The 20,851-nt window shown below is 69.4% G+C and carries 13 protein-coding genes; 5 read left to right on the top strand and 8 right to left on the bottom strand.

Going from position 1 to position 20,851, the window contains the following annotated elements; all coding sequences use genetic code 11:
* Positions 1–6: 6 nt before the first annotated feature.
* Together Ate02nite_RS32180 and Ate02nite_RS32175 are read right to left on the bottom strand one after the other, a co-directional pair.
* Positions 7–870, bottom strand: coding sequence for a carbohydrate ABC transporter permease (locus Ate02nite_RS32180; protein WP_239147851.1), 864 nt, complete (start codon positions 868–870; stop codon positions 7–9).
* The gene (locus Ate02nite_RS32175) at positions 867–1,796 is read right to left on the bottom strand and encodes an ABC transporter permease (protein WP_203811608.1); all 930 of its coding nucleotides are present in this window, start codon (positions 1,794–1,796) and stop codon (positions 867–869) included. The genes Ate02nite_RS32180 and Ate02nite_RS32175 overlap by 4 nt, the downstream gene beginning before the upstream one ends.
* A 404-nt stretch (positions 1,797–2,200) precedes the next feature.
* On the opposite strand from Ate02nite_RS32175, the gene Ate02nite_RS32170 reads away from it, so the two are divergent.
* Genes Ate02nite_RS32170 through Ate02nite_RS32160 form a run of 3 tightly spaced genes read left to right on the top strand, consistent with a single transcriptional unit; the run spans position 2,201 to position 15,500 of the window.
* Entirely contained in the window at positions 2,201–8,614 is a 6,414-nt protein-coding gene (locus tag Ate02nite_RS32170; protein WP_203811607.1) for an NIDO-like domain-containing protein, read from the top strand.
* Positions 8,615–8,649: 35 nt separating this feature from the next.
* Positions 8,650–14,961 carry an RHS repeat-associated core domain-containing protein gene (locus Ate02nite_RS32165; RefSeq protein WP_203811677.1) on the top strand — a complete coding sequence of 2,104 codons (6,312 nt, stop codon included), beginning with the start codon at positions 8,650–8,652 and terminating at the stop codon, positions 14,959–14,961.
* Positions 14,962–14,978: 17 nt separating this feature from the next.
* The gene (locus Ate02nite_RS32160; RefSeq protein WP_203811606.1) at positions 14,979–15,500 is read left to right on the top strand and encodes a hypothetical protein; all 522 of its coding nucleotides are present in this window, start codon (positions 14,979–14,981) and stop codon (positions 15,498–15,500) included.
* On the opposite strand, the gene Ate02nite_RS32155 is transcribed toward Ate02nite_RS32160, so the two are convergent.
* From Ate02nite_RS32155 to Ate02nite_RS32145, 3 genes are all read right to left on the bottom strand, one after another.
* Entirely contained in the window at positions 15,466–16,170 is a 705-nt protein-coding gene (locus Ate02nite_RS32155; protein ID WP_239147850.1) for a SprT-like domain-containing protein, read from the bottom strand. The two genes, Ate02nite_RS32160 and Ate02nite_RS32155, sit on opposite strands and share 35 nt — an antisense overlap.
* A gap of 214 nt (positions 16,171–16,384) precedes the next feature.
* Positions 16,385–16,711: a TraR/DksA family transcriptional regulator gene (locus Ate02nite_RS32150; RefSeq protein ID WP_203811605.1), complete on the bottom strand. Its 327-nt coding sequence runs from the start codon at positions 16,709–16,711 to the stop codon at positions 16,385–16,387.
* 22 nt (positions 16,712–16,733) lie between these two features.
* On the bottom strand, positions 16,734–17,105 hold the full coding sequence (locus tag Ate02nite_RS32145; protein ID WP_203811604.1) for a VOC family protein: 372 nt from the start codon (positions 17,103–17,105) through the stop codon (positions 16,734–16,736).
* A 33-nt stretch (positions 17,106–17,138) separates the two neighbouring features.
* On the opposite strand from Ate02nite_RS32145, the gene Ate02nite_RS32140 reads away from it, so the two are divergent.
* A complete protein-coding gene (locus Ate02nite_RS32140; RefSeq protein WP_438871276.1) occupies positions 17,139–17,288 on the top strand; it encodes a VOC family protein in 150 nt (49 codons plus the stop codon).
* Here Ate02nite_RS32140 and Ate02nite_RS32135 read toward each other — a convergent pair.
* On the bottom strand, positions 17,275–19,290 hold the full coding sequence (locus Ate02nite_RS32135; protein ID WP_239147849.1) for a serine/threonine-protein kinase: 2,016 nt from the start codon (positions 19,288–19,290) through the stop codon (positions 17,275–17,277). The two genes, Ate02nite_RS32140 and Ate02nite_RS32135, sit on opposite strands and share 14 nt — an antisense overlap.
* Positions 19,291–19,344: 54 nt before the next feature.
* The gene (locus Ate02nite_RS32130) at positions 19,345–19,920 is read right to left on the bottom strand and encodes a DUF1349 domain-containing protein (RefSeq protein WP_203811602.1); all 576 of its coding nucleotides are present in this window, start codon (positions 19,918–19,920) and stop codon (positions 19,345–19,347) included.
* Positions 19,921–19,972: 52 nt separating this feature from the next.
* Here Ate02nite_RS32130 and Ate02nite_RS32125 point away from each other — a divergent pair, with 52 nt between their 5' ends.
* Positions 19,973–20,152, top strand: coding sequence for a hypothetical protein (locus Ate02nite_RS32125; protein ID WP_203811601.1), 180 nt, complete (start codon positions 19,973–19,975; stop codon positions 20,150–20,152).
* On the opposite strand, the gene Ate02nite_RS32120 is transcribed toward Ate02nite_RS32125, so the two are convergent.
* Positions 20,123–20,851 carry a GNAT family N-acetyltransferase gene (locus Ate02nite_RS32120; protein WP_203811600.1) on the bottom strand — a complete coding sequence of 243 codons (729 nt, stop codon included), beginning with the start codon at positions 20,849–20,851 and terminating at the stop codon, positions 20,123–20,125. The genes Ate02nite_RS32125 and Ate02nite_RS32120 overlap by 30 nt on opposite strands.

Here is a 20,851-nt window from a genome sequence, read left to right as displayed (position 1 = left end):
ACGGGCCTAGCCCTTCACGGCGCCGAGCATCACGCCGGAGACGAAGTACCGCTGGATGAAGGGATAGACGAGCATGATCGGGAGCATGGTGAGCACGATGGTCACGGCCTGGATGCTGGCCGCGATCTGCAGCGCGGAATCGCTCGTGGCGGTCTGGTCGACGCCGGCGGTGGCACCGGCGATGAGGTTGCGGAGATAGACGGTGACCGGGAAGAGCTCCTGCCGGTCCAGGTACAGAAATCCGGCGAACCACGAGTTCCAGAACGAGACCGCGTAGAACAGCAGCATCGTGGCCAGGATCGCCTTGGACAGCGGCAGCACGATCCGCCAGAGCGTGCCGTACTGCGACGCCCCGTCAACCGCGGCCGCCTCCTCCAGCTCGACCGGCAGGCTCTCGAAGAACGCCTTCATCACCAGCAGGTTGAAGACGTTTATCGCGTTCGGCAGCACGATCGCCCACAGCGTGTTGCGCAGCCCGAGCGAGCTGACCAGCACGTAGTTGGGGATCAGGCCGCCGTTGAAGAACATCGTGAAGATCGCGATGCCGATCAGCAGGCCGCGGCCCTTCAACTGGCGCTTCGACAGGACGTACGCGTAGCAGGTGGTCAGCACGATCGAGACGGCCGTCGCCACGACCGTGTAGAGCACGGTGTTGCGGTAGTTCGTCCAGAACATCGAGTCGGACATGACGTGCCGGTAGGTCTCGATGTTGAAGCCCCGCGGGATCAGGCTGACCCGGCCCGACCGGATCTCCTGCTCGCCGCTGAACGACCGGGCCACGATGTTGACGAACGGGAAGAGAGTGACCACCACGACCACGGTGAGGACAATCGCGTTGACCACCTGGAAGACGCGGTAACCACGGGTCACCACAGGCTCGTCCCCACCAGGCGGCGGGAGAGCCGGTTCGCGCCGAGCACCAGGACCAGCCCGATCACCGATTCGAACAGGCCGATCGCGGCGGCGTAGCTGAAGCTGCCCGAGACGATGCCGACCCGGTACAGGTACGTCGAGATGACGTCCGCGGTCGGGTAGGTCAGCGGGTTGGCCAGCAGCAGGATCTTCTCGAACCCGACCGCCAGGAACGTGCCGATGTTGAGCACCAGCAGCGTCATCATGGTCGGCCGGATGCCGGGCAGGGTCACGTGCCAGGTCTGCCGCCACCGGTTCGCGCCGTCCACCAGGGCCGCCTGGTAGAGGTCGGCGTCGATGGTGGTGAGCGCGGCCAGGTAGAGGATCGTGCCCCAGCCGACGGTCTGCCACACCTCGGACGAGACGTAGATGGTGCGGAACCAGCCGGGCTCCTGGATGAACGAGATCGCGTCGTGCCCCACCGCGGTCAGCCCCTGGTTGACCACCCCGTCCACCGAGACGACCTGCAGCACGATGCCGGCCACCACCACGATCGACAGGAAGTGTGGCAGGTACGAGATGGTCTGCACGAAGCCCTTGAGCCAGCGGGTGCGCACCTCGTTGAGCAGCAGGGCGAGCACGATCGGCAGCGGGAAGCAGAACAGCAGGGTGAGCCCGCCGATGATCAGGGTGTTCGCGAAGACCTGCCAGAACGAGGGGTCGTTCAGGAACATCTTGAAGTACCGCAGCCCGACCCAGTACTCGCCGAGGACGTCGCCGCCGGGGGAGTACCGCCGGAAGGCGATCACGTTGCCGAGCATCGGCAAATACCGGAAGACCACAAAGAACAGCAGGGGGAGTACGGCCAGCGAGTAGAGCTGCCAGTCGCGCCGCACCGCGGCCCGCCACGTGCGGCGTCCCGCTTCCGGCCTCGGCTGGGTCAACGCGCGCTCCCGGAAGTTTCGGTGATGTCGGCTATGTTTTCGAAAGCTAGATGTAACATTGACGCATGTCAACCCCTTGACTTGATCGAGGACCCTCAATTTCTGACCGGTCCCGGGTTCGGGGAATTTGCCGAGTGAAGGCGGAACTTGCGGCGTTGCGGGTCCCCCTGACCGGACGGCTCGACATGGGGGGCCGTTCGGGTGATATGGCATCGTCCAAACGGCTACGCGGTCAGCCGGGCGTACGGCATCGGGCCTGCGGATCTTCCTCGCGGCCAGGCCGGAAACAGGTCGTCAGGGCGTCCTGGAGCGGGATTGACCAGTGAATCGAACTCGATCTAATTTCATGACGCTCGATCAGAGTTCGAGATCACGGGGGAAACGTGGCGTCTCGTAGTCGATTCATGCTGTCCAAAATCGGTTTGGTACTGGCCGTCGTGTCGGCCGGCGTGGCGTTCGTTCCGCCGGCGAAGCCGGCCGTCGCCGCGCCCGTCACCAAGGTGCCCTGCGCCGCCGAACGACCCAACCTGGCCGCCGCCGTCGCCGCGCAGAAGACCTGCGAAGGCCCGATCGAGCTCCTCGATCAGCGCGACGAGATGACCCAGACGTTCCTCAACGACGACGGCTCGCAGACCCTTGAGGTCTCGATGGAGCCGGAGCGGGTCCGCAAGGGTAAGGGCTGGACCCCGGTCGACACCAACCTGGTGGCCGGCAAGGACGGCGTCGCGCCGCGCGCCGCGGTCCTGCCGGTGCGGCTGTCGGCCGGCGGCACCGGGCCGCTGCTGGAGCTGAAGCAGGGCGCCCACCAGCTGCGCCTGACCTGGCCGGGCACGCTGCCCAAGCCGCTGCTCGACGGCGACACCGCGGTCTACCGGGACGTGCTGCCCGGCGTCGACCTGCGGGTGACCGCCGAGGCGCTCGGCTTCTCCGAGGTGCTGGTGGTCAAGACCCCGGCCGCCGCGAAGAACCCGAAGCTGGCCACCCTGAAGTTCGGCGTCGACACCGACAAGCTGAAGATGACCAAGCAGGCCGGCGGCGGCGTGGTCGCGGCCGACACCGGCGACGGCTCGCCGGTCTTCACCGCGCCGGCCCCGCTGATGTGGGACTCGTCGGAGTCGCTGGAGACGACCGTCGCGGAGAAGAAGCCGGCCCCCGAGGTCAAGAACGGCGACGAGCCGGAGCGCGGCGCCCGCCAGGCCCTGCTGGGCGTCAAGGTGGCCAAGGACGCGCTGACGCTGTCGCCGGACAAGAAGCTGCTGGCCGACCCGACCGCGAAGTTCCCGCTCTACATCGACCCCTCGTTCACCGGGGCCATCTCCGGCAACGCCTGGGCGATCGTGATGAGCAAGCACCCCGGCTCGTCGTTCTGGCAGAACTCGACCGCGCTGACCGACGGCAAGGTGTTCGGCTCGGCCGGCGCCGGCCGCACCGAGGACTGCAGCAGCTGCGCCGACCACATCGTCCGGTCGTTCTTCCGGATGGACGTGGCCAAGGCCAAGGGCAAGATCGTCACCGCCGCGACGTTCCGCATCGAGCAGCGGCACTCCTGGACGTGCAGCCCCAAGTCGAACGCCAAGGTCTGGCTGACCGGCGCGATCACCAGCAAGACCACCTGGAACAACCAGCCGGCCTGGAACAGCGGCAAGACCGCGACCACCGCGGCGAACCGCAAGAACGGCGCGATCCACGGCTGCAGCGGCCCCGGCACCGACGAGTTCAACGTCACCTCGATCATCAAGTACGTCGTGGAGACGCAGAAGTCGACGACCGCCACCCTGGGCCTGCGCGCCATCGACGAGGGCACCAAGAACCAGTGGAAGCGGTTCAACCACGCCTCCCCGAAGCTCTCGGTCACGTACAACTCGAAGCCGAACGCCCCCACCGACCGCAAGTCGGACGGCAAGGTCTGCGCCACCGGCGCCTCCCGGCCCTATGTGCTGAGCGCGACGCCGTTCCTGGCCGCCAAGCACTCCGACCCGGACACCGACCAGCAGTCGCTGACCACCAGCTTCTACTGGTGGCCGCTGGGTGGCGCGAAGTCGGAGAGCAACAAGATCTCGTTCGCCAGCGGCAACCCGGCCAGCGCCTCCAAGCAGATCCCGGCCGGCAAGCTGACCGACGGTGTCACCTACGCCTGGAACGCGGTGACCAGCGACGGGAAGATCGCCGGCCCGTCGTCGGGCAACTGTGAGTTCACCGTCGACGCGACCCCACCGGCACCACCGTCGAAGGTGTTGTCGACCGACTATCCGGCCGGTAGCACCCCGTCCGGCGGGGTGGGCATCAACGGCAAGTTCGTGATCTCGGCGCCGACCACCCGGCCGCACGAGGTGAAGTCGTACGCCTACAGCCTCGACTCCGGCGTGCTCACCAACTCGCGGACCCAGACCGCCAAGGCCGACTACAGCGCCGAGATCACCCTGCCGCCGCTGCACGACGGCAGCAACGTGCTCTACGTCTGGTCGCGCGACGCGGCCGGCCGCTACTCGACGGCGGTGCCCTACACGTTCACGGTGAAGACCGGTGACGGGCCGGCCGCCGAATGGAACTTCGACGAGGAGTCCGGCAACGCCCTGGACGCCAGCACGCACGGCAACGCCGCGACGCTCAGCGGCACCACCGCCCGGGTCGCCGGCCGCTCCAACGCCGGCAAGTCGCTCAACCTGACCGGGGCCGGCGCGGCCACCCGTACCGGCGCGCTGACCGTGCCGCACCCGACCACCGGCGTGGCCACCCCGATCCGCACCGACGCGTCGTTCACCGTCTCGGCCCGGGTGAAGCTCAGCACGCTGGGCGGCACCGGCAAGCCCACGATCGTCGCCGCCAACGGCACCCGCACCTCCGCGTACCAGCTCGGCTACTCGCGCGAGGACAACAAGTGGCGGTTCGCGCTGGCCGGCTCGGACGTCGACAGCCCGGCGCTGTACTCGGTACTGTCCAACGGCGCGCCGACCGCCAACAAGTGGACCTACGTCACCGGCGTCTACAACGCCACGACCAAGGCCATCACGCTGTACGTGGACGGAGTCCTGCAGACCGCTACGGCCACGGCCACCACCACGTTCGACGCCACCAGCACCGTCACGATCGGCAAGCGCCTGTCGGTCGGCGTGGACGCCGACTTCTGGACCGGTGGCATCGACGACGTGCGGGTGACCGCGTTCGGTGAGGCCGTCGCGAAGATCGCCGACCAGGCCAAGCCGCTGCCGGCCACCCTGACCCTGGGCGCCACCGAGGTGGCGGCGGGCGGCAAGCTCCCGGTGACGTTCAGCTCGGGCACCGACCTCAACGTCACCAAGTTCAAGTACAGCGTGGACAGCCAGGCCTTCGACAAGGAGGTCGCGGTCGCGGCCGGCGCGAACGCCGCGTTCGACGTCACCGTCGGCTCGGTGGCCGGTGACCACATCCTGTACGTGATCGCGGTCGACTCCGGCAGCCGGATCAGCGTGGTGACCCAGGAGTCGTTCGAGATCTCCTCGCCGGCCGGCGTCGCCGGCACGGCCATCGACATCCAGGACACGTTCGAGGCGGTCGCCGGCGTCACGGTCACCCTCAACCCGGGCGGCCTCACCCAGACCACCGGCACCGACGGCGGCTTCAGCTTCACCGGGCTCGCGGCCGGTATCTACACGGTCAAGGGCACCAAGGGCGGCCCCTGCGGCATCTCGGACACGTTCGACATCGAGATCGGCACCGACCTGATCCGTCGCGACCTGTACCTGATGAAACGGGCCGACGACATCGGGCACACCTGCACCGCGGCCACCGCGGCGCTCACCACCGGCACCACCGCCCTGTCGCTGACCGGCGACGACGCGGTCGCCGCGATCGACCTGCCGTTCGCCTTCCCCTACTACGGCCAGACCTATCGCAAGACCTGGGTGGACACCAACGGCGTCCTCACCTTCGACGACCCGGCCGGTTCGCACCCGGACAACGGCGGCGCCCTGCCCGCCCCGCTCGACCCGAACGCGCTTGTCGCGCCGTTCTGGGACGACCTGGTGGTCGACGCGTCAGCGAGCGTGAAGACAAAGGCTGTCGCCGGCGCCTTCACCGTCCAGTGGAACAACGTGGCCCTCAAGGCCGACACCACCAAGCGCGTCTCGTTCGAGGCCGTGCTGGCCGAGACCGGCGACGTGACGTTCAACTACGACGGCCTGGACACCGACGCGGAGAAGGGTTCCGGCGCGGCGATCGGCATCGAGGCGCCGGACGGCGGTGACGGCCTGCCCTACTCGGTGGACAGCCCGCAGCTCGCCACCGGCATGTCGATCAAGTTCGCCCTGCCGGTCGAGACCGACCCGGTGCAGAAGTTCGACCTCTCCGGCACGTTGAAGAACGCCGCCGGCGCGGTCGCCGCCAACGTGACGGTCACCCTCGACCCGACCGGCCTGACCACCAAGACCGCGGCCGACGGCACGTGGAGCTTCGTGGACGTGGTGGCGGACGCCTACACGGTGTCGGCGGCGCTGTCCGGCCGCTGCGCACCGGCCGCCTCGGCCCAGGTGGAGTTGTTCGCCGACACGGTGCAGGACCTCCAGCTCGGCCCGGACTACGGCTCGCTCGGCTATGCGTGCAGCATCGGCACCGGTGGCTTCGAGGCCGCCGACACCGTGCTCGCGCTGACCGGTGACGACGTGGCCCTGGCGGTGACCACGCCGTTCCCGGTCCTGCTGCACGGGCTGTCGTTCAGCTCGGTCTACGTCAGCACCAACGGCTTCCTCACCTTCGGCACCAACTCGACCGGCACCGCGAGGTCGGTGAACCAGGCGATGCCGACGGCCGGCGCGCCGGACTCGGTGGTCGCCCCGTTCTGGGACGACCTCGAGGTGGACGCGTCGGCGAGCGTGCTGACCAAGGTCACCGGCACCGCGCCGAACCGGACCTGGATCGTCGAGTGGCGCAACGTCAAGTTCCGCCCGAGCGGCCCGGACCGGATCACCTTCGAGGCGAAGTTCGCCGAGAGCGGGCCGATCAGCTTCCACTACGGCACCCTGACCACCGCGCTGCAGCAGGGCGCGGCGGCCACGGTCGGCATCGAGAGCGCGTCGGGCACGGTCGCGAGCCAGTACTCGTACCTGACCGCCGCGGTGGTCAGCAACAGCTCGATCACCTACAACCCGGCGCCGCTCGGCACGATCAGCGGCACCGTCTCAGTGGCGGTGACCGGCACGCCGGCGGCCGGCCTCACGGTCACCCTGAACCCGGGCAACAAGACCGCGGTCACCACGGCCGACGGCTCCTACCAGTTCACCGGCCTGCCGGTCGGCGAGTACACGGTGGCCGCCCTGACCGGCGACTCCCGGTGCGCGGGTCAGTCGTCGAAGGAGGCCGTGCCGTTCGCGGGTGGGGTCGCCGACATCGACCTGTCGGTGATGACCGAGGGCGACGAGTTCGGCTACAAGTGCACCACCGGAACCACCACGTTCGTCCCCGGTGACATCACCGAGGGCTGGACCGGCGACGAGGTCACCTGGCAGAAGAACCCGCCGTTCCCGATCAAGCTGTACGGCGAGTCCTACACCTCGGCCTGGATCAACTCGAACGGCCTGATCAGCTTCAAGGACCCGATGTACTTCGGCTGGATCGGGTCGGCGTCCAGCCCGCTGCCGTCACTAGCGGCCGAGGGCATCCCGAACGCCGCGGTGTACGTCCAGTGGAGCGACTGGGTCCTCGACGCCAACTCGAAGATCGCCACCAAGACCAGCGGCACCGCACCGAACCGGCAGTGGGTGGTCGAGTGGCGCAACGTCGTCCAGTTCGGCTACCCGAACTCCCGGTCCAGCTTCGAGGTGATCTTCAACGAGTCCGGTGAGATCACCCTGGCGTACGCCGACATCACCAGCACCGAACCGCGCGAGCGGGGCAGCACGGCGACGATCGGCATCGAGAACGCGTCCGGGACGATCGCCTTCCAGTACTCGGCCAAAGAACAGGTGCTGGCCTCCGGGATGGGCATCACGTTCAAGCCCAACCCGCCCGGCCAGGGCGTGGTGACCGGCACGGTGTCGTGTGCCGGCATCCCGGTCGCCGGAGCCTCGGTCAAGACGGCCGGGCTCAGCGCGACCACCGCGGCGGACGGCACCTACCGGATCGAGGCGGTACCGGCCGGCAACTACGCGGTGATCGCCACCCAGGCCGGCGGCGACTGTGCCGGCTCGGCGGTCAACCAGGTCACGGTCGGCACCAACACCACCGGCGTGATCGACTTCGCGGCCACCGCGACCCCGGCCAACTCCGGTTACAAGATCACCGAGCAGGCGGTCGCCTACACCCCGGCCGACACCACGGTGCTGCCGGTCACCGGCGACGAGGCGATAACCCAGATCACGCTGCCGTTCGCGGTGAAGCACTACGGCAACACGTACACCTCGGCCTGGATCGACAGCAACGGCCTGCTCACCTACGAGAACCCGGGCACGCCGTCCTCGGACGCCTGGCCGATCCCGTCGCTGAAGTTCCCGGAGGAGCCGAACAACGCGGTCTACCCGTTCTGGCACGACTGGGTCGTCGATTCCTCGGCCAGCGTGCGGACGGCCACCCGGGGCACGGCACCCAACCGGCAGTTCGTCGTCGAGTGGCGCAACGTGTCCTCCTACGAGGACCCGAACACCCGGGTGACGTTCCAGGCCATCCTCGACGAGGCCGGCGGCTACAGCTTCGCCTACACCGACATCGACGGCACCTTCCTGGAGAAGGGTGGCGCCGCCACCATCGGCATCGAGAACGCCGAGGGAACGGTCGCCCTGCAGTACACCTACCGGCAACCGGTACTCCGCCCCGGAATCGGCCTGCGCATCGACGCACCGACCAGCTGACACCCGCCCCCTGTCTCCTTCTCCGGAGGTACCCGGTGTATTTCACCCTGCCCAGAAAACTTCTGGCACTGACCATTACGGCGGTCACGGGGGCGGCGCTGATCAGCGCCCCCGCGTACGCCGGACCCGACGGCGGCGCGCCCAAACCGGCCAAACCGACCACTGAAAAGATCAAGGACGTACCCACCGAGGCCGTGGCGGTGGCCGCCCGGGCCGCGACCAAGGTCCCGTCCGCCCTGGACAAGCCGGCCCCGGTCTGGCCGGCCGCCGGCGCCGGTTACCTAGACCTCAAGCCGGTCGAGGCGAAGGTGGGCGGGCTGTCCGTCCAGGCCGAGAAGAAGGTCGCGAACGACCCGAGCCGGGTCCGGCTCGAGGTCCTCGACCGCGCGGCCACCGCGAAGGCGGCCGTCCGCGGCGTGCTGATGCGGGTGGACCGGGCCGACGGCCGGGCCGGCGCCGGCAACGTCCAGCTCAAGGTCGACTACGCGCCGTACGCCACCGCGTACGGCGCCGACTGGGCCTCCCGGCTGCGGCTCGTGCAGCTGCCGACCTGTGCCCTGGACCGGCCGGACGCACCCGAGTGCGCCGCGAAACCGCTGGCCACCAAGAACGACACCACGGCCCGGACGGTGTCCGCGCTGGCCTCCACCGGCAGCCTGGTCGCGGTCACCGCCGGCAAGTCCGGCCCGGCCGGCGATTACTCGGCGACGTCGCTGCAGGCGTCGTCGACCTGGTCGGCCGGCGGCAACACCGGCGCGTTCACCTGGTCGTACCCGATGAAGGTGCCGCCGTCGCTGGGCGGCCCGACCCCGACGGTCGACCTGAGCTACTCGTCGCAGTCGGTGGACGGCCGGCATGCGGCCAGCAACAACCAGCCGTCCTGGGTCGGCGAGGGCTTCGAGGCCTGGCCGGGTGGCTACATCGAGCGCACCTACACGTCCTGCGGTGACGACCGGGACGGCGACGAGAACAACAACGACGAGGAGACCGGCGACAACTGCTGGGAGACCGACAACGCCACCCTGTCGCTCAACGGCAGCTCCGGCGAGTTGCTCTACAACGCGACCGAGAAGCGCTGGCACCTGCGCTCCGAGGACGGCTCGAAGATCGAGCGGCGCACCGGCGCCACCAACGGCGACAACGACGGTGAGTGGTGGGTGGTCACCACCACCGACGGCACCGAGTACTGGTTCGGCCGCAACCGGCTGCCGGGCTGGACCACCGGCGGCGACGAGACCAACTCGGCGTGGACCGTGCCGGTCTTCGGCAACGAGCCGAACGAGCCCTGCCACGCCACCAAGTTCGCCGACTCCGACTGCGTGCAGGCGTGGCGGTGGAACCTCGACTACGTCGTCGACGTGCACGGCAACTCGATGTCGTACTGGTACCAGCAGGAGCAGAACCGCTACCTGCGCAACGTCGACAAGGACGACAAGGCGGTCTACGACCGCGGCGGCTGGCTCGACCACATCGACTACGGCACCCGCCGGATCTCCGGCGCCGACAACTACTTCGCCGGCACCGTGCCGATGCGGGTCGACTTCGCGGTCGCCGACCGGTGCCTGTCCACCTGCACGACCAAGGACGAGACGCGCTGGCCGGACGTGCCCTGGGACCAGGAGTGCACGGCGGCGCAGACCGACTGCGACAACTACGCGCCGACGTTCTGGTCGACCAAGCGGCTGTCCACCATCACCACCCAGGTCCGCAGGAGCGGCGCGCTGTCCAACGTCGACCGCTGGACGCTGACCCAGAGCTTCCCCGACCCGGGCGACACCACCAGGGCCGGCCTGTGGCTCGACAAGATCCAGCAGTCCGGCCTGGTCGGCGGCACCACCACCCTGCCCGAGGTCACCTTCACCGGCGTACAGCTGGCCAACCGGGTCGACACCATCGACTTCGCGGCCGCGATGAACTGGTGGCGGATCGCGAAGATCGAGAACGAGACGGGCGGCACGGTCAACGTCACCTACAAGCCGCAGGACTGCAAGGCCAACGACAAGCCGGCGCCGGCCACCAACACCCGGCTCTGCTACCCGGTGCTGTGGAAGCCGGAGGGCTACGCCAACTACGTCACCGACTGGTTCAACAAGTGGGTCGTCGACACCGTCTACAACGACGACCACACCGGCGGCGTCCAGCCGCAGGGCAGCCCCCGGGTCGTCTACAAGTACAGCTACCTGGACGGCGCGGCCTGGCACTACGCCGACGACGACGGCCTGGTCAAGGCCAAGGTCAAGACCTGGTCCGGCTTCCGCGGCTTCGCCCGGGTGGGCGTCACCGTCGGCGACGTCGGCGAGCAGACCTACTCGGAGACCCGCTACTTCCGCGGCATGCACGGTGACCGGCTGAACGCCTCCGGCGGCACCCGCAGCGTCCAGATCGACGGGATCAACGACGAGGACTGGTACGGCGGGATGGAGCGCGAGTCGAAGACGTTCAACGGGCCGGGCGGCGCGGTGGTCTCCCGCCACGTCAGCGACCCGTGGGCGTCGGCGCCGACCGCCACCCGCACGTTCAACGGCGACACCGTCACCGCCCGTTACGTCCGCACCGGGACCTCGCGCGACTACACCACCCTCGACAACAACCGGGGCGAGCGGGTCACCCGCAGCACCACCACGTACGACAATTACGGCCTGGCCGAGAAGATCGACGACTACGGCGTGGAGAGCGTCACCGGTGACGAACGGTGCACGCTCAACGACTACACCCCGCGCAACGAGGACAAGTGGCTCCTGGCGAACCTGCACCGGGTGCAGAACTACGCCGTGAAGTGCGCCGACACCGGCGGGACGCTCACCGACGCGGACGTGATCGGGGAGATCCGGACGTCCTTCGACGGGCTCGCGTTCGAGGCCACCCCGACCGCCGGTGACCCCACCAAGATCGAGACCATGTCGGCCTGGAACGCCGGCGCACCCACCTTCGTCACCACCGGCACCAGCACCTTCGACGAGCACGGCCGCACTCTCACCAGCACCGCCGAGGGCGGCGCGGTCACCACCACCGAATACCTGCCGAAGCTGGACGGCCCGGTCACCCAGACCACGGTCAGCAACGCGCTCGGCCACCAGACGGTCACCACCCTCGACCCGGCCTGGGGCCAGGCCACCGCGACCGTCGACCCCAACCTCAAGCGCACCGACCTGCAGTACGACCCGATGGGCCGGCTCACCTCGGTGTGGGGGCCCGGCTCGGTCAAGGGCACCGACCCGGCCGAGGCCAAATTCGCCTACTACGTACGCAAGGACGCGGCCACCGCGATCTCCACGTCGAAGCTCAACCTCGACGGCACGTACACGACCAGTTGGGCACTCAGCGACGGCCTCTTGCGCACCCGGCAGACCCAGGCACCGTCGCCGTCCGGCGGGCGCCTGGTCACCGAGGCGTTCTACGACTCGGCCGGCCGGGCCAGCAAGTCGTTCGACGTCTACCACACCTCCGGCACGGCGAGCGGCGATCTGATCACCAGCACCGAGCGGGCCTTCGTGCCGGACCAGACCCGGACGGTCTACGACGGCGCCAGCCGCAAGATCGCCGAGATCTTCCAGCCGTACGACAAGGAACGGTGGCGGGCCACCACCTACCACGCCGGTGACCGCACCGACGTCACCCCGCCCAACGGCGGCACCGCCACCTCGACCGTGATCAACGCCCGCGGTGACAACACCGAGCTGCGGGAGTACACCGCCAGTGGCGCGCCCACCCCGGGCACGGCCGGCAGCTGGCAGACCACTCTCTACAAGCGGGACCGCAAGGGCCAGCTCACCGACGTCGTCGACGCGTCCGGCAACACGTGGACCTACCAGTACGACATCCGCGGCCGGGAGACCACCTTCACCGACCCGGACAAGGGCAAGGTCACCACCACCTACGACGACGCGAACCGGATCAAGACCAAGACCGACGCCCGGCAGAAGACGCTGGCCTTCTCCTACGACGCCCTCAACCGCAAGCGGGTGATGTACGAGGGGGCGATCGGCGGCACCGTCCGTGCCACCTGGAGCTACGACACCCTGGCGAAGGGCCAGCTCACCCAGAGCAGCCGGCTGGTCGGCTCGGCGCCGTACATCATCAAGCAGCTCGGCTACACCGACGGCTACCAGAGTCTCGGCTCCGAATACACCGTCCCGGCCAGCGAGACCGGCCTGGCCGGCACCTACACCTTCCGGAACAGCTACAACAAGGACGACTCGCTCGCCACCAGCAGCTACGCCCCGGCCGGCGGCCTGCCGCTGGAGACCATGAAGTACGGGTGGAGCAAGTTCGACCGGGCCACGTCGCTGACCTCGACGTACGGCGAGAGCACGGCGCTGACCTACGTGGGCGAGACCGTCTACAACGCGCTCAACCTGCTCGACCAGTACAAGCTGACCACCGGCGCCGGCAACGTGGTGTGGCAGTCGTTCCGGCGTGAGCTGGAGACCGGCCGCCTCACCGGGGTGCGGATCCAGCGCGACAAGGCGGCGCCCTACCTGCTGGCCGACAAGACGTTCACCTACGACGACTACGGCAACGTCACCAGCGCCACCGACGTCAGCGACGCGGCCGTCACCGACACCCAGTGCTTCACCTACGACCGGCTGCAGCGCCTCACCGAGGCGTGGACGCCGAACACGGCCGGGAACTGCTCGGCCGCCCCGGCCGCCAACGCTCTGGGCGGACCGGCGGCGTACTGGAACAGCTGGACGTTCGACGCGGTCGGCAACCGCAAGACGATGACCGCGCACTCGGCGTTCGGCGACTCGACCACCAACTACACCTACCCGGCGGCCGGGGCCGCCCGGCCGCACGCGATCACCGGCACCACCGGGGCCACCACCGGGGCGTACACCTACGACGAGATGGGCAACACGCTCACCCGGCCCACGTCGGCGTCCGGCACCCAGACCCTCACCTGGGACATCGAGGGCGAGGTGGAGTCGGCCTCGGACACCACCGGCAAGACCAGCTTCCTGTACGACGCGGACGGCAACCGGCTGATCCGGACCGACCCGAAGGGCAAGACGCTCTACCTGCCGGGCGAGGAGGTGCGGTACGACAGCACCACCAAGCTGACGTCCTGCACCCGCTACTACACGTTCGGCAACTCGACCGTGGCGTCGCGCACCGAGAAGGGCCTGACCTGGCTCGGCGTCGACCACCAGGGCACGGCGCAGGTGCAGATCGACGCGGTCACCCAGGACTACAGCATCCGGCGGCAGAACCCGTACGGTTCGCTGCGCGGCACCAACCCGGCCTGGGCCAACGACAAGGGCTTCGTCGGCGGCACCAACGACAACACCGGCCTCACCCACCTGGGTGCCCGGCTCTACGACCAGGTGCACGGGGTGTTCCTCTCGGTCGACCCGCTGATCGAGATGAACGAGCCACGGTCGCTCAACCCGTACACCTACTCGTGGAGCAACCCGCTCACCTTCTCCGACCCGGACGGCCAATGGCCGGGCTGGATGAAGAAGGCGGCCAGCGGCGTCGCCAGCGTGGCCAGTGGGGTCGCCGGTGCGGCCAAGGCGACCGCCGCCTTCGCCTACAAGCACGCCGGCACCATCTCGACGGTCACCGGGGTGCTCGCCATCGTGACCGCGCCGATCCCCGGTGTCGGTGCCGCCTTCGGCCTGGCCTCGGCGGCGTTCGGTGCTCTGGAGACCGGTAAGAGCTGTGCCTCCGGGCAGGCGATCGACTGTGGTCTCGGCATCGTCGGCATGGTGCCCGGCATCGGGACCGCGGCCAAGAGCGGCCGGGCGGTCGCCAGCGCACTCAAGACGACCGCCTCCCTGAAGAAGGCGAAGCGGGCGTTCAACACGTTCGACGCGGGTGCCAGCAAGCTCGCCGACGGGGCCTGGAACAGCCTGATGAAGTCCAGCGACCCCGGTGACTACAAGAGACTCGTCGACAAGTTCAACATGGCCGACGGGTTCCGGCAGGCCAACGTCGACTACTACCGGCAGATCACCAGCCGGTACAAGTCGCTCTATCCGACGACCGGGCCGCAGTTCTGGCAGATCAAACAGATGGACCAGTTCGACCGCTGGGGCAACATGCTGCAGCTGGAGAACGCCACCTGGAACTCGGTCGCCTGCTTCAAGTACAACGACTGCACCAAGAACCGGCACGAGGTCATCTTCGGTGGTGGCGGGGGCAGCAGCGGCCCGTCCAACCGGGGTGGCGGCAGCGGCAGCGGTGGTGGCCAGAACCGCGGCAACGGCAGCGGCGGAAGCTCGAGCCCCAGCACGCCGTCGTCCACGGCACCCAGTTACAACTTCCCGATCCCGGGATCACCGGGGTACGGCGGTGGCGGCGGATGCCAGAACATCAAGGTGCCTGGCGGGACGCTAGTGTGCTGACACCTACGGAGAGGAGCGTGGCGGTGGCACAGCGCCGGATGCACGATCTCGGGGCGTTCGCCCTGCTGGCCGCCGCCCCGCTCCTGGCCGGGGGTTTCCGGTCCAGGAGGTACTCGTACACCAAGTCGGTGCGTGAGTTGCGCTCCTGGGCGCGGGACTTCCCGGACCTGTCGGAGACCGTCTCCCTGATGAACATCATGCGGGCCTTCGCCTGGCTGGCGCTGATGGTCAGCACCCTGCTGGTCTATGCCGGAGCGTCGGTGGCCCGAACGGACGGCGCGCCCTCGGGCGTGACCGCCTTCCTGGAGGGCGTGATGATCGTCTTCGCACTGCTGTGGACGACCTGCATGGGCATGATGGCGATGAGTGTGTGGCGGTTCGGGCTGTCCCGGGCGTTCGACCGCCTGGTGGCCGCCCGGCTCGACTTCAAGACCGACCCGAAGCTGGGCCTGGTCGGCTGGCTGACCCTGCCGAACAGCGTCGACCTGCTGCCGGCGTTGCTGTTCACGGCCTGTTTCGCGCCGCCGGTGCTCCCCTGACCACCGCGGAGAACGCCACGCTCAGCAGGCCGGCGCCGGTCTGCACCTGGTAACGGGTGCGGCCCCGCTTCACCACGGTGCCGGCCAGCCCGGCGTACTTTCCGGTGCCGGTCAGCCGGACCCGCTCGCCCACCTGGAGCGGGACCGGCGCCGGGGCCGGCGCCGACCGGCCGGCCCGGATGCGCGCCAGTTCGGCCTCGAACCGGGGGTCCATCGGCACCGCCTCGCCGAGATACGACCAGGTGTAGATCGCGGACGCGTCGAAGCCGGTGGCGCAGTCGCGGCATGACTTCACCCGGATCGGCCGGCGGTGCGCGGTCGTGCGGTGCCCGGCCGGGCAGACACCCACCCACGGCCCGTCGACGCCGGGCGCGTCGGCCGGCACGCAGCGCTCGCCCGAGCAGCCGATCCGCCGGGCGGTGGCCTTCCAGACCCGGTCGTGGCCGTGCCGCGGCCCGGCCAGGGCGTGGGCGATCTCGTGCAGCACGATGTCGGTGACCCGGTCGACGTCGTAGAGCGAGATCAGCGGACCGGACAGGCCGATCTCCTTGCGGTCATATCGGCACACCCCGGCCCGGGTCTTGGCGCTGTCGAACACCAGCCGCCACCCGGTCAGCCGATGCCGGGCCATCAGACCGGCGGCGAGCTGCCCAGCCTCTGTCAGATCCAACCCCGCCGCTCCCCGCTACCCAGCCAACGCCAGACCATGGTGCCACCGAACTCGCAAAGGAAGTAGTCACGCCGCCGGGCGATCGGTCACTTGCAGCGCCCACAAGCTGGCGATTGGGCCAGTCCGCGGTCCAGCCAGTGACGATCCAGCACATCCGACGATGCCTAGATAGCACAGCATCTGCTTCCTAGATAGCACACGCGTGAGTGGTGATCTAGGCGCAGGCCATGCAGCGGCGGGCGAACGGTCGTATGGCGAGCCGCTCGGCGGCGATCGGCTGGCCGCATCGCTCGCAGAGGCCGTAGGTCGCGGTGTCCACCCGGTGCAGCGCGTCGTCTACCTCGGCGATCCGGTCCCGGGCGGCGGCCAGCAGTGCGGTCAGCTGGGCGCGCTCGAAGCCGATGGTGGCGCCCTCCGGATCGTGCTCGTCGTCGGCGTTCGAGTCCCGCGACGCCGCGAACAGCGCCTCCAGGTCGCCGGCCAGGGTCGCCGCCTCGGCGGCCGCGCTCGCCCGTAGCCGTAACAGCTCGTCCCGGACCATTCCCGCAGCTTAACGACCCCGCTCAGTCCAGGCAGAACTCGTTGCCCTCGACGTCCTGCATCACCAGGCACGACTCGTTCTCCTCGTCGGCGACCAGCAGCCGCACCCGGACCGCGCCGAGTGGGAGCAGCCGCGCGCACTCGGCCTCGAGGGCGGCCAGGCGCTCCGCACCCACCAGCCCGGTGCCGACCCGCACGTCGAGATGCACCCGGTTCTTCACGACCTTGCCTTCGGGAACGCGCTGAAAATACAGTCGCGGCCCGACCCCGGAAGGATCAAAACAGGCCGACCCACCTTCCTGTACGGCGTAGCCCAGAACCGCGGCCCAGAAGCGGGCGACCCGCTCGGGTTCCGCGCAGTCGAAGGTGACCTGGAACTGCTTGATTGACGCCATCGGTCCACCCTAGTCAGCCGGTAGCGTGCTGCCATGACAAGCGCCCGGGTGGTGGCGCTGGGTGCCCGCCGGGTCACCACCGAGCCGCTCGACGAGCACGGCTGGGTCTGGCACGTGCTCGCCGACCCGGACGGCAACGAGTTCTGCGTGCTCCAGCCGCCCCGGGGCGTCATTCCAGGTTGAGCCGGGCGGCGGTGACGATCTTTCCGGCCCGGATCGTCACCAGCAGCGGTTCGGTCGGCGAGCCGTCGCCGCCGGAGTTGGTGGTGAAGGCGTCGAAGGCGACCCGGCAGGTGCCGGCGTGGGTCGCCGGATCCGTACACTTCTTCGGGTCTTTCCGGTAATCCAGATAGGTGATGCCGGTGGCCACCGGCAGGCTGACCTTCACCGCGTTCGGCACCGGAACGTACTTCTTCGTGCAGTTCGGCGAGGTGTCGTCCGGCGGGAAGCGGCGGCAGTACTCCGCGCCGCTGAGGTACTCGGTCGGCTCCAGGATGGCGACCTTCTCGCGGTCGCTGAGCATCCACTGCCCGGCGGTGAACCGGGCGTCGCCGGTGGTGAACGCGGGTGTCGCCGGCACGGCCGGATCGGTGCCCGAGCGCAGCCTGAGGTCGGTGAACGTCACGTCGGCCCGGCCGCCCGCGCCGGCCACCGCGCCCACCAGCACCCGGCCGCTGACCAGCGAGGACTCGGTGAGCCGGCCGCGCAGCGCCTCGGCGCCGTCGACCGAGACGGTGGCCTCGCCCTCGTCGGCGACCAGCTGGACGGTGTGCCCGGCGCCGGTGGCGGTGGATCGCTTCGCGGTGGCGATGACGTTCTCGGCGCCGCCGATCGAGCTGGTCAGGCTCACCTCGCCGGGGCAGACGGCGACCCGGTAGAAGTCGGCCAGGTAGTTCTCCCGGTTGTCCTGGCGGGCCGAGGCGCGGAACCAGATCGCCGGGCACGAGTCGGCGTTGGCCGCGGTCGCCCGGACGCTGATGTTCTGGCTGGTCGGGAACACGGTGTCCAGGTAATCGCCGCACATCTCGGTGGCCGACGCCTTCGCCGTCACCCGCAGGCCGCGCCGGTAGCCGCAGGTGCCCGACTCGTCGCTGCTCGCGACGAAGAGCGTTTCACTGCGCAGCGAATCGAACATGGCGGGACCGGTGACCGGCTTCGCCGTGGCTGCTGCACCTGCTCCGTGCGTACCCTCCTGGGTCTGGCTCTGGGTCTGCAGAACGACGCCGGCCGTGGTCGCGGCTGCGAGAGTGACCACCGCGGCGGCCGCGATGGTGATCGCGCGCCGTGCGGGCCGGGGCCGGTGACCGCCGGTCTGATAGCGGCCGGACTGCTGCGCCGCCTCGGCGTCGCGCCGCAGCTCCGGCGGCAGCGGAGGCGCGCTCGGCGCGCCCGACACCAGCAGGCGATCGAGCAGCTCCGGCGCGGTCGGGCGGTCGGCCGGCTCCTTCGCCAGCGCCGAGATGACCAGCTCGGTGAGGTAGGGCGGCAGGCCGACGACCCGGGGTGGCTGGGTGAGAATCCGGGCCGCGGTCACCGCCGGGCTGTCACCGCCGAAGGGGGTACGGCCAGTGCCCGCATAGGTCACCACCGCGGCCCAGGCGAACACGTCGGCGGCCGGGGTGACCAGGCGATCGGTCTCCGGATCGAGCCGTTCCGGAGCCATGTACGCCAGTGTGCCGACCACCTCCTCGGCCCGGGTGTGGAAGCTTGTCGGCTCGAGCGGCCGGGCGATGCCGAAGTCGATCACCTTCGGGGTACCCAGCGCGAACAGCACGTTGCGCGGCTTCAGGTCCCGGTGGATGACCCCGACCCCGTGGATCGCCGCGAGCGCCGCCGCTACCCCGACGGCCACCCCGTGCAGGCTGCCGCCGGACAGCGGCCCACTCTCCGCGACGACCTCACTGAGGCTGGGCCCGTCCACGTACTCCACCACGAGATAGGGGGTGGCGTGGTCCGGGTCGGCGTCGAGCACCTCGGCGGTGCAGAACGGCGGAACCTCCCGGGCCCGGCTGACCTCACTGCGAAAGCGAGCCCGGAACTGCTCCTCGTGCGCGAACTCGGCCCGGATGACCTTGACCGCGACCAGCCGCCCACTGGGCGCCTCGGCCAGAAACACCGAGCCCATGCCACCTTCACCGAGCCGCGCCACGGTCCGGTAGGGCCCGACGAACCGAGGATCGGTCAAGCGCAAAGGATCACCCACGGGACGCCAACCTACACGGGGCCTCTTACTTCTCTCTTACGGTGACTCAAGACCCTCGCGCGGGATCGGCTCCCCGATCCGGAAGTCCCGGAAGGTGACCTCGAGCCCTTCCCGCTCCGGCGAACAGCACATGACCCCGACGTCAACCGTCTCCAGCAGGTCCAGATGCCCGAGCCGAACCAGCTGCCACGAGCCGTTCTGGTCGCCGCGGTGCACGCACACCGCCGACCCGAACCGGGTCAGCCGGAGCCGTATCTCACCGTCGTAATCCGGCACCGCCTGCACCGACAGGTCGGAGTAATCCCTGGTGAGCACGGTGCTCAGCTGCACGGCCCCGGAGGTGACCTCGAGCCCGGTCTTGAGCCAGGTGCGCTCGTCGGCCCGAAGCATCAGCCCAGCCTGGTCGAACAGCGCCGAGTGCCCGGCCGACACCGTGACCTCGGCCGTGAAGTCCCCACTGACCGGCTGCCGGTAGAAATGCCCGTTGTCGGTGACGTAGCCGTAGAACGTCCGCCGCCAGAAGTCGGTCTTCAGCCCGGTGCGAACCCGGATGACGCCGTCCTGCTCGGACCAGTGCGGAGGCTCGTTGAGCCAGGACATCGTCGCCGCCATAGAGCCACCCTAAGGCCGCCCGTCCAGGGCGTCCGCGTGCGAGCATGGCTGCATGGACAAGCAGATCGCTGACCTGGAGAGTGCGCGCGATCGGGCCACGCGCTTCGGCAAGCTACCGGCACGCATCCATCCCGAGGAAGCCGTCGAAGCGGTCGATACCGCCGCACCTCAGCCCCGGCCGACCGGCGCGGCAACCGAGGAACTACGCCAGGTCTTCCTCGCGGGCGGCTGAAAGGTTCAGCAGCGGCAGGAAGTCCGTGCGGCGGCAGTCGGTGAGCAGGCGGGTCAGCCGGTCGTCGTCGGGAGGGTTGGTGCCCTCCAGGCGGGTGAAGTAGCGGGTCAGGAAGCCTTCGACGAGTTTGCTCTCGATCTGGTCGGGGGTGGGGCTTACCGCCTTGTCGGACTCGATCACCAGTAGCAGCAGGCCTGGTAGGCGGCCCTCGCCCGGGGACAGCTCGGGCATCAGGTAGGGCAGCGGCAGGCGGCGGGCTCCGAAGCCGGCGTACAGCCGTAGCCGGGCGGTGTCGTCGCCGTAGTCGGCGGTGGCGGGGACCTCGGTGGGGGCGGTGGGGTCCTCGGCTTCGGCGAAGACCACGAGGGGCTTCAGCGTTTCGCGCCAGTGTGGGGCGGCTACCGATACCAGGCGGCGGCCGATGCCCTGGCCGCGCAGGTCGGGCCGGATGGAGAAGTAGCAGAGCAGGGCGGCCCGGATGTCGGGGAACCACTCCAGGAACAGGGCGCCGACCGGCTCTCCGTCGGGGGTCACCGCTATCGCCCCGCGCAGCTCGTCGGCGCGCAGGACTCGGCTCAGCTTCTCGATGGGCTCGCGTTCCGCGGGCAGGAAGCTTGGCGCGATCACCTTTTCGTAAAGGGTGCGCAGGGCGCCGGCGTCGGCATCTCCCTCGAGAAAACGGATCGAGACCTCTCCCAC

Source organism: Paractinoplanes tereljensis, assembly GCF_016862435.1.
Lineage (GTDB): Bacteria > Actinomycetota > Actinomycetes > Mycobacteriales > Micromonosporaceae > Actinoplanes > Actinoplanes tereljensis.
This window is presented reverse-complemented; position numbering and strand designations above follow the sequence as displayed.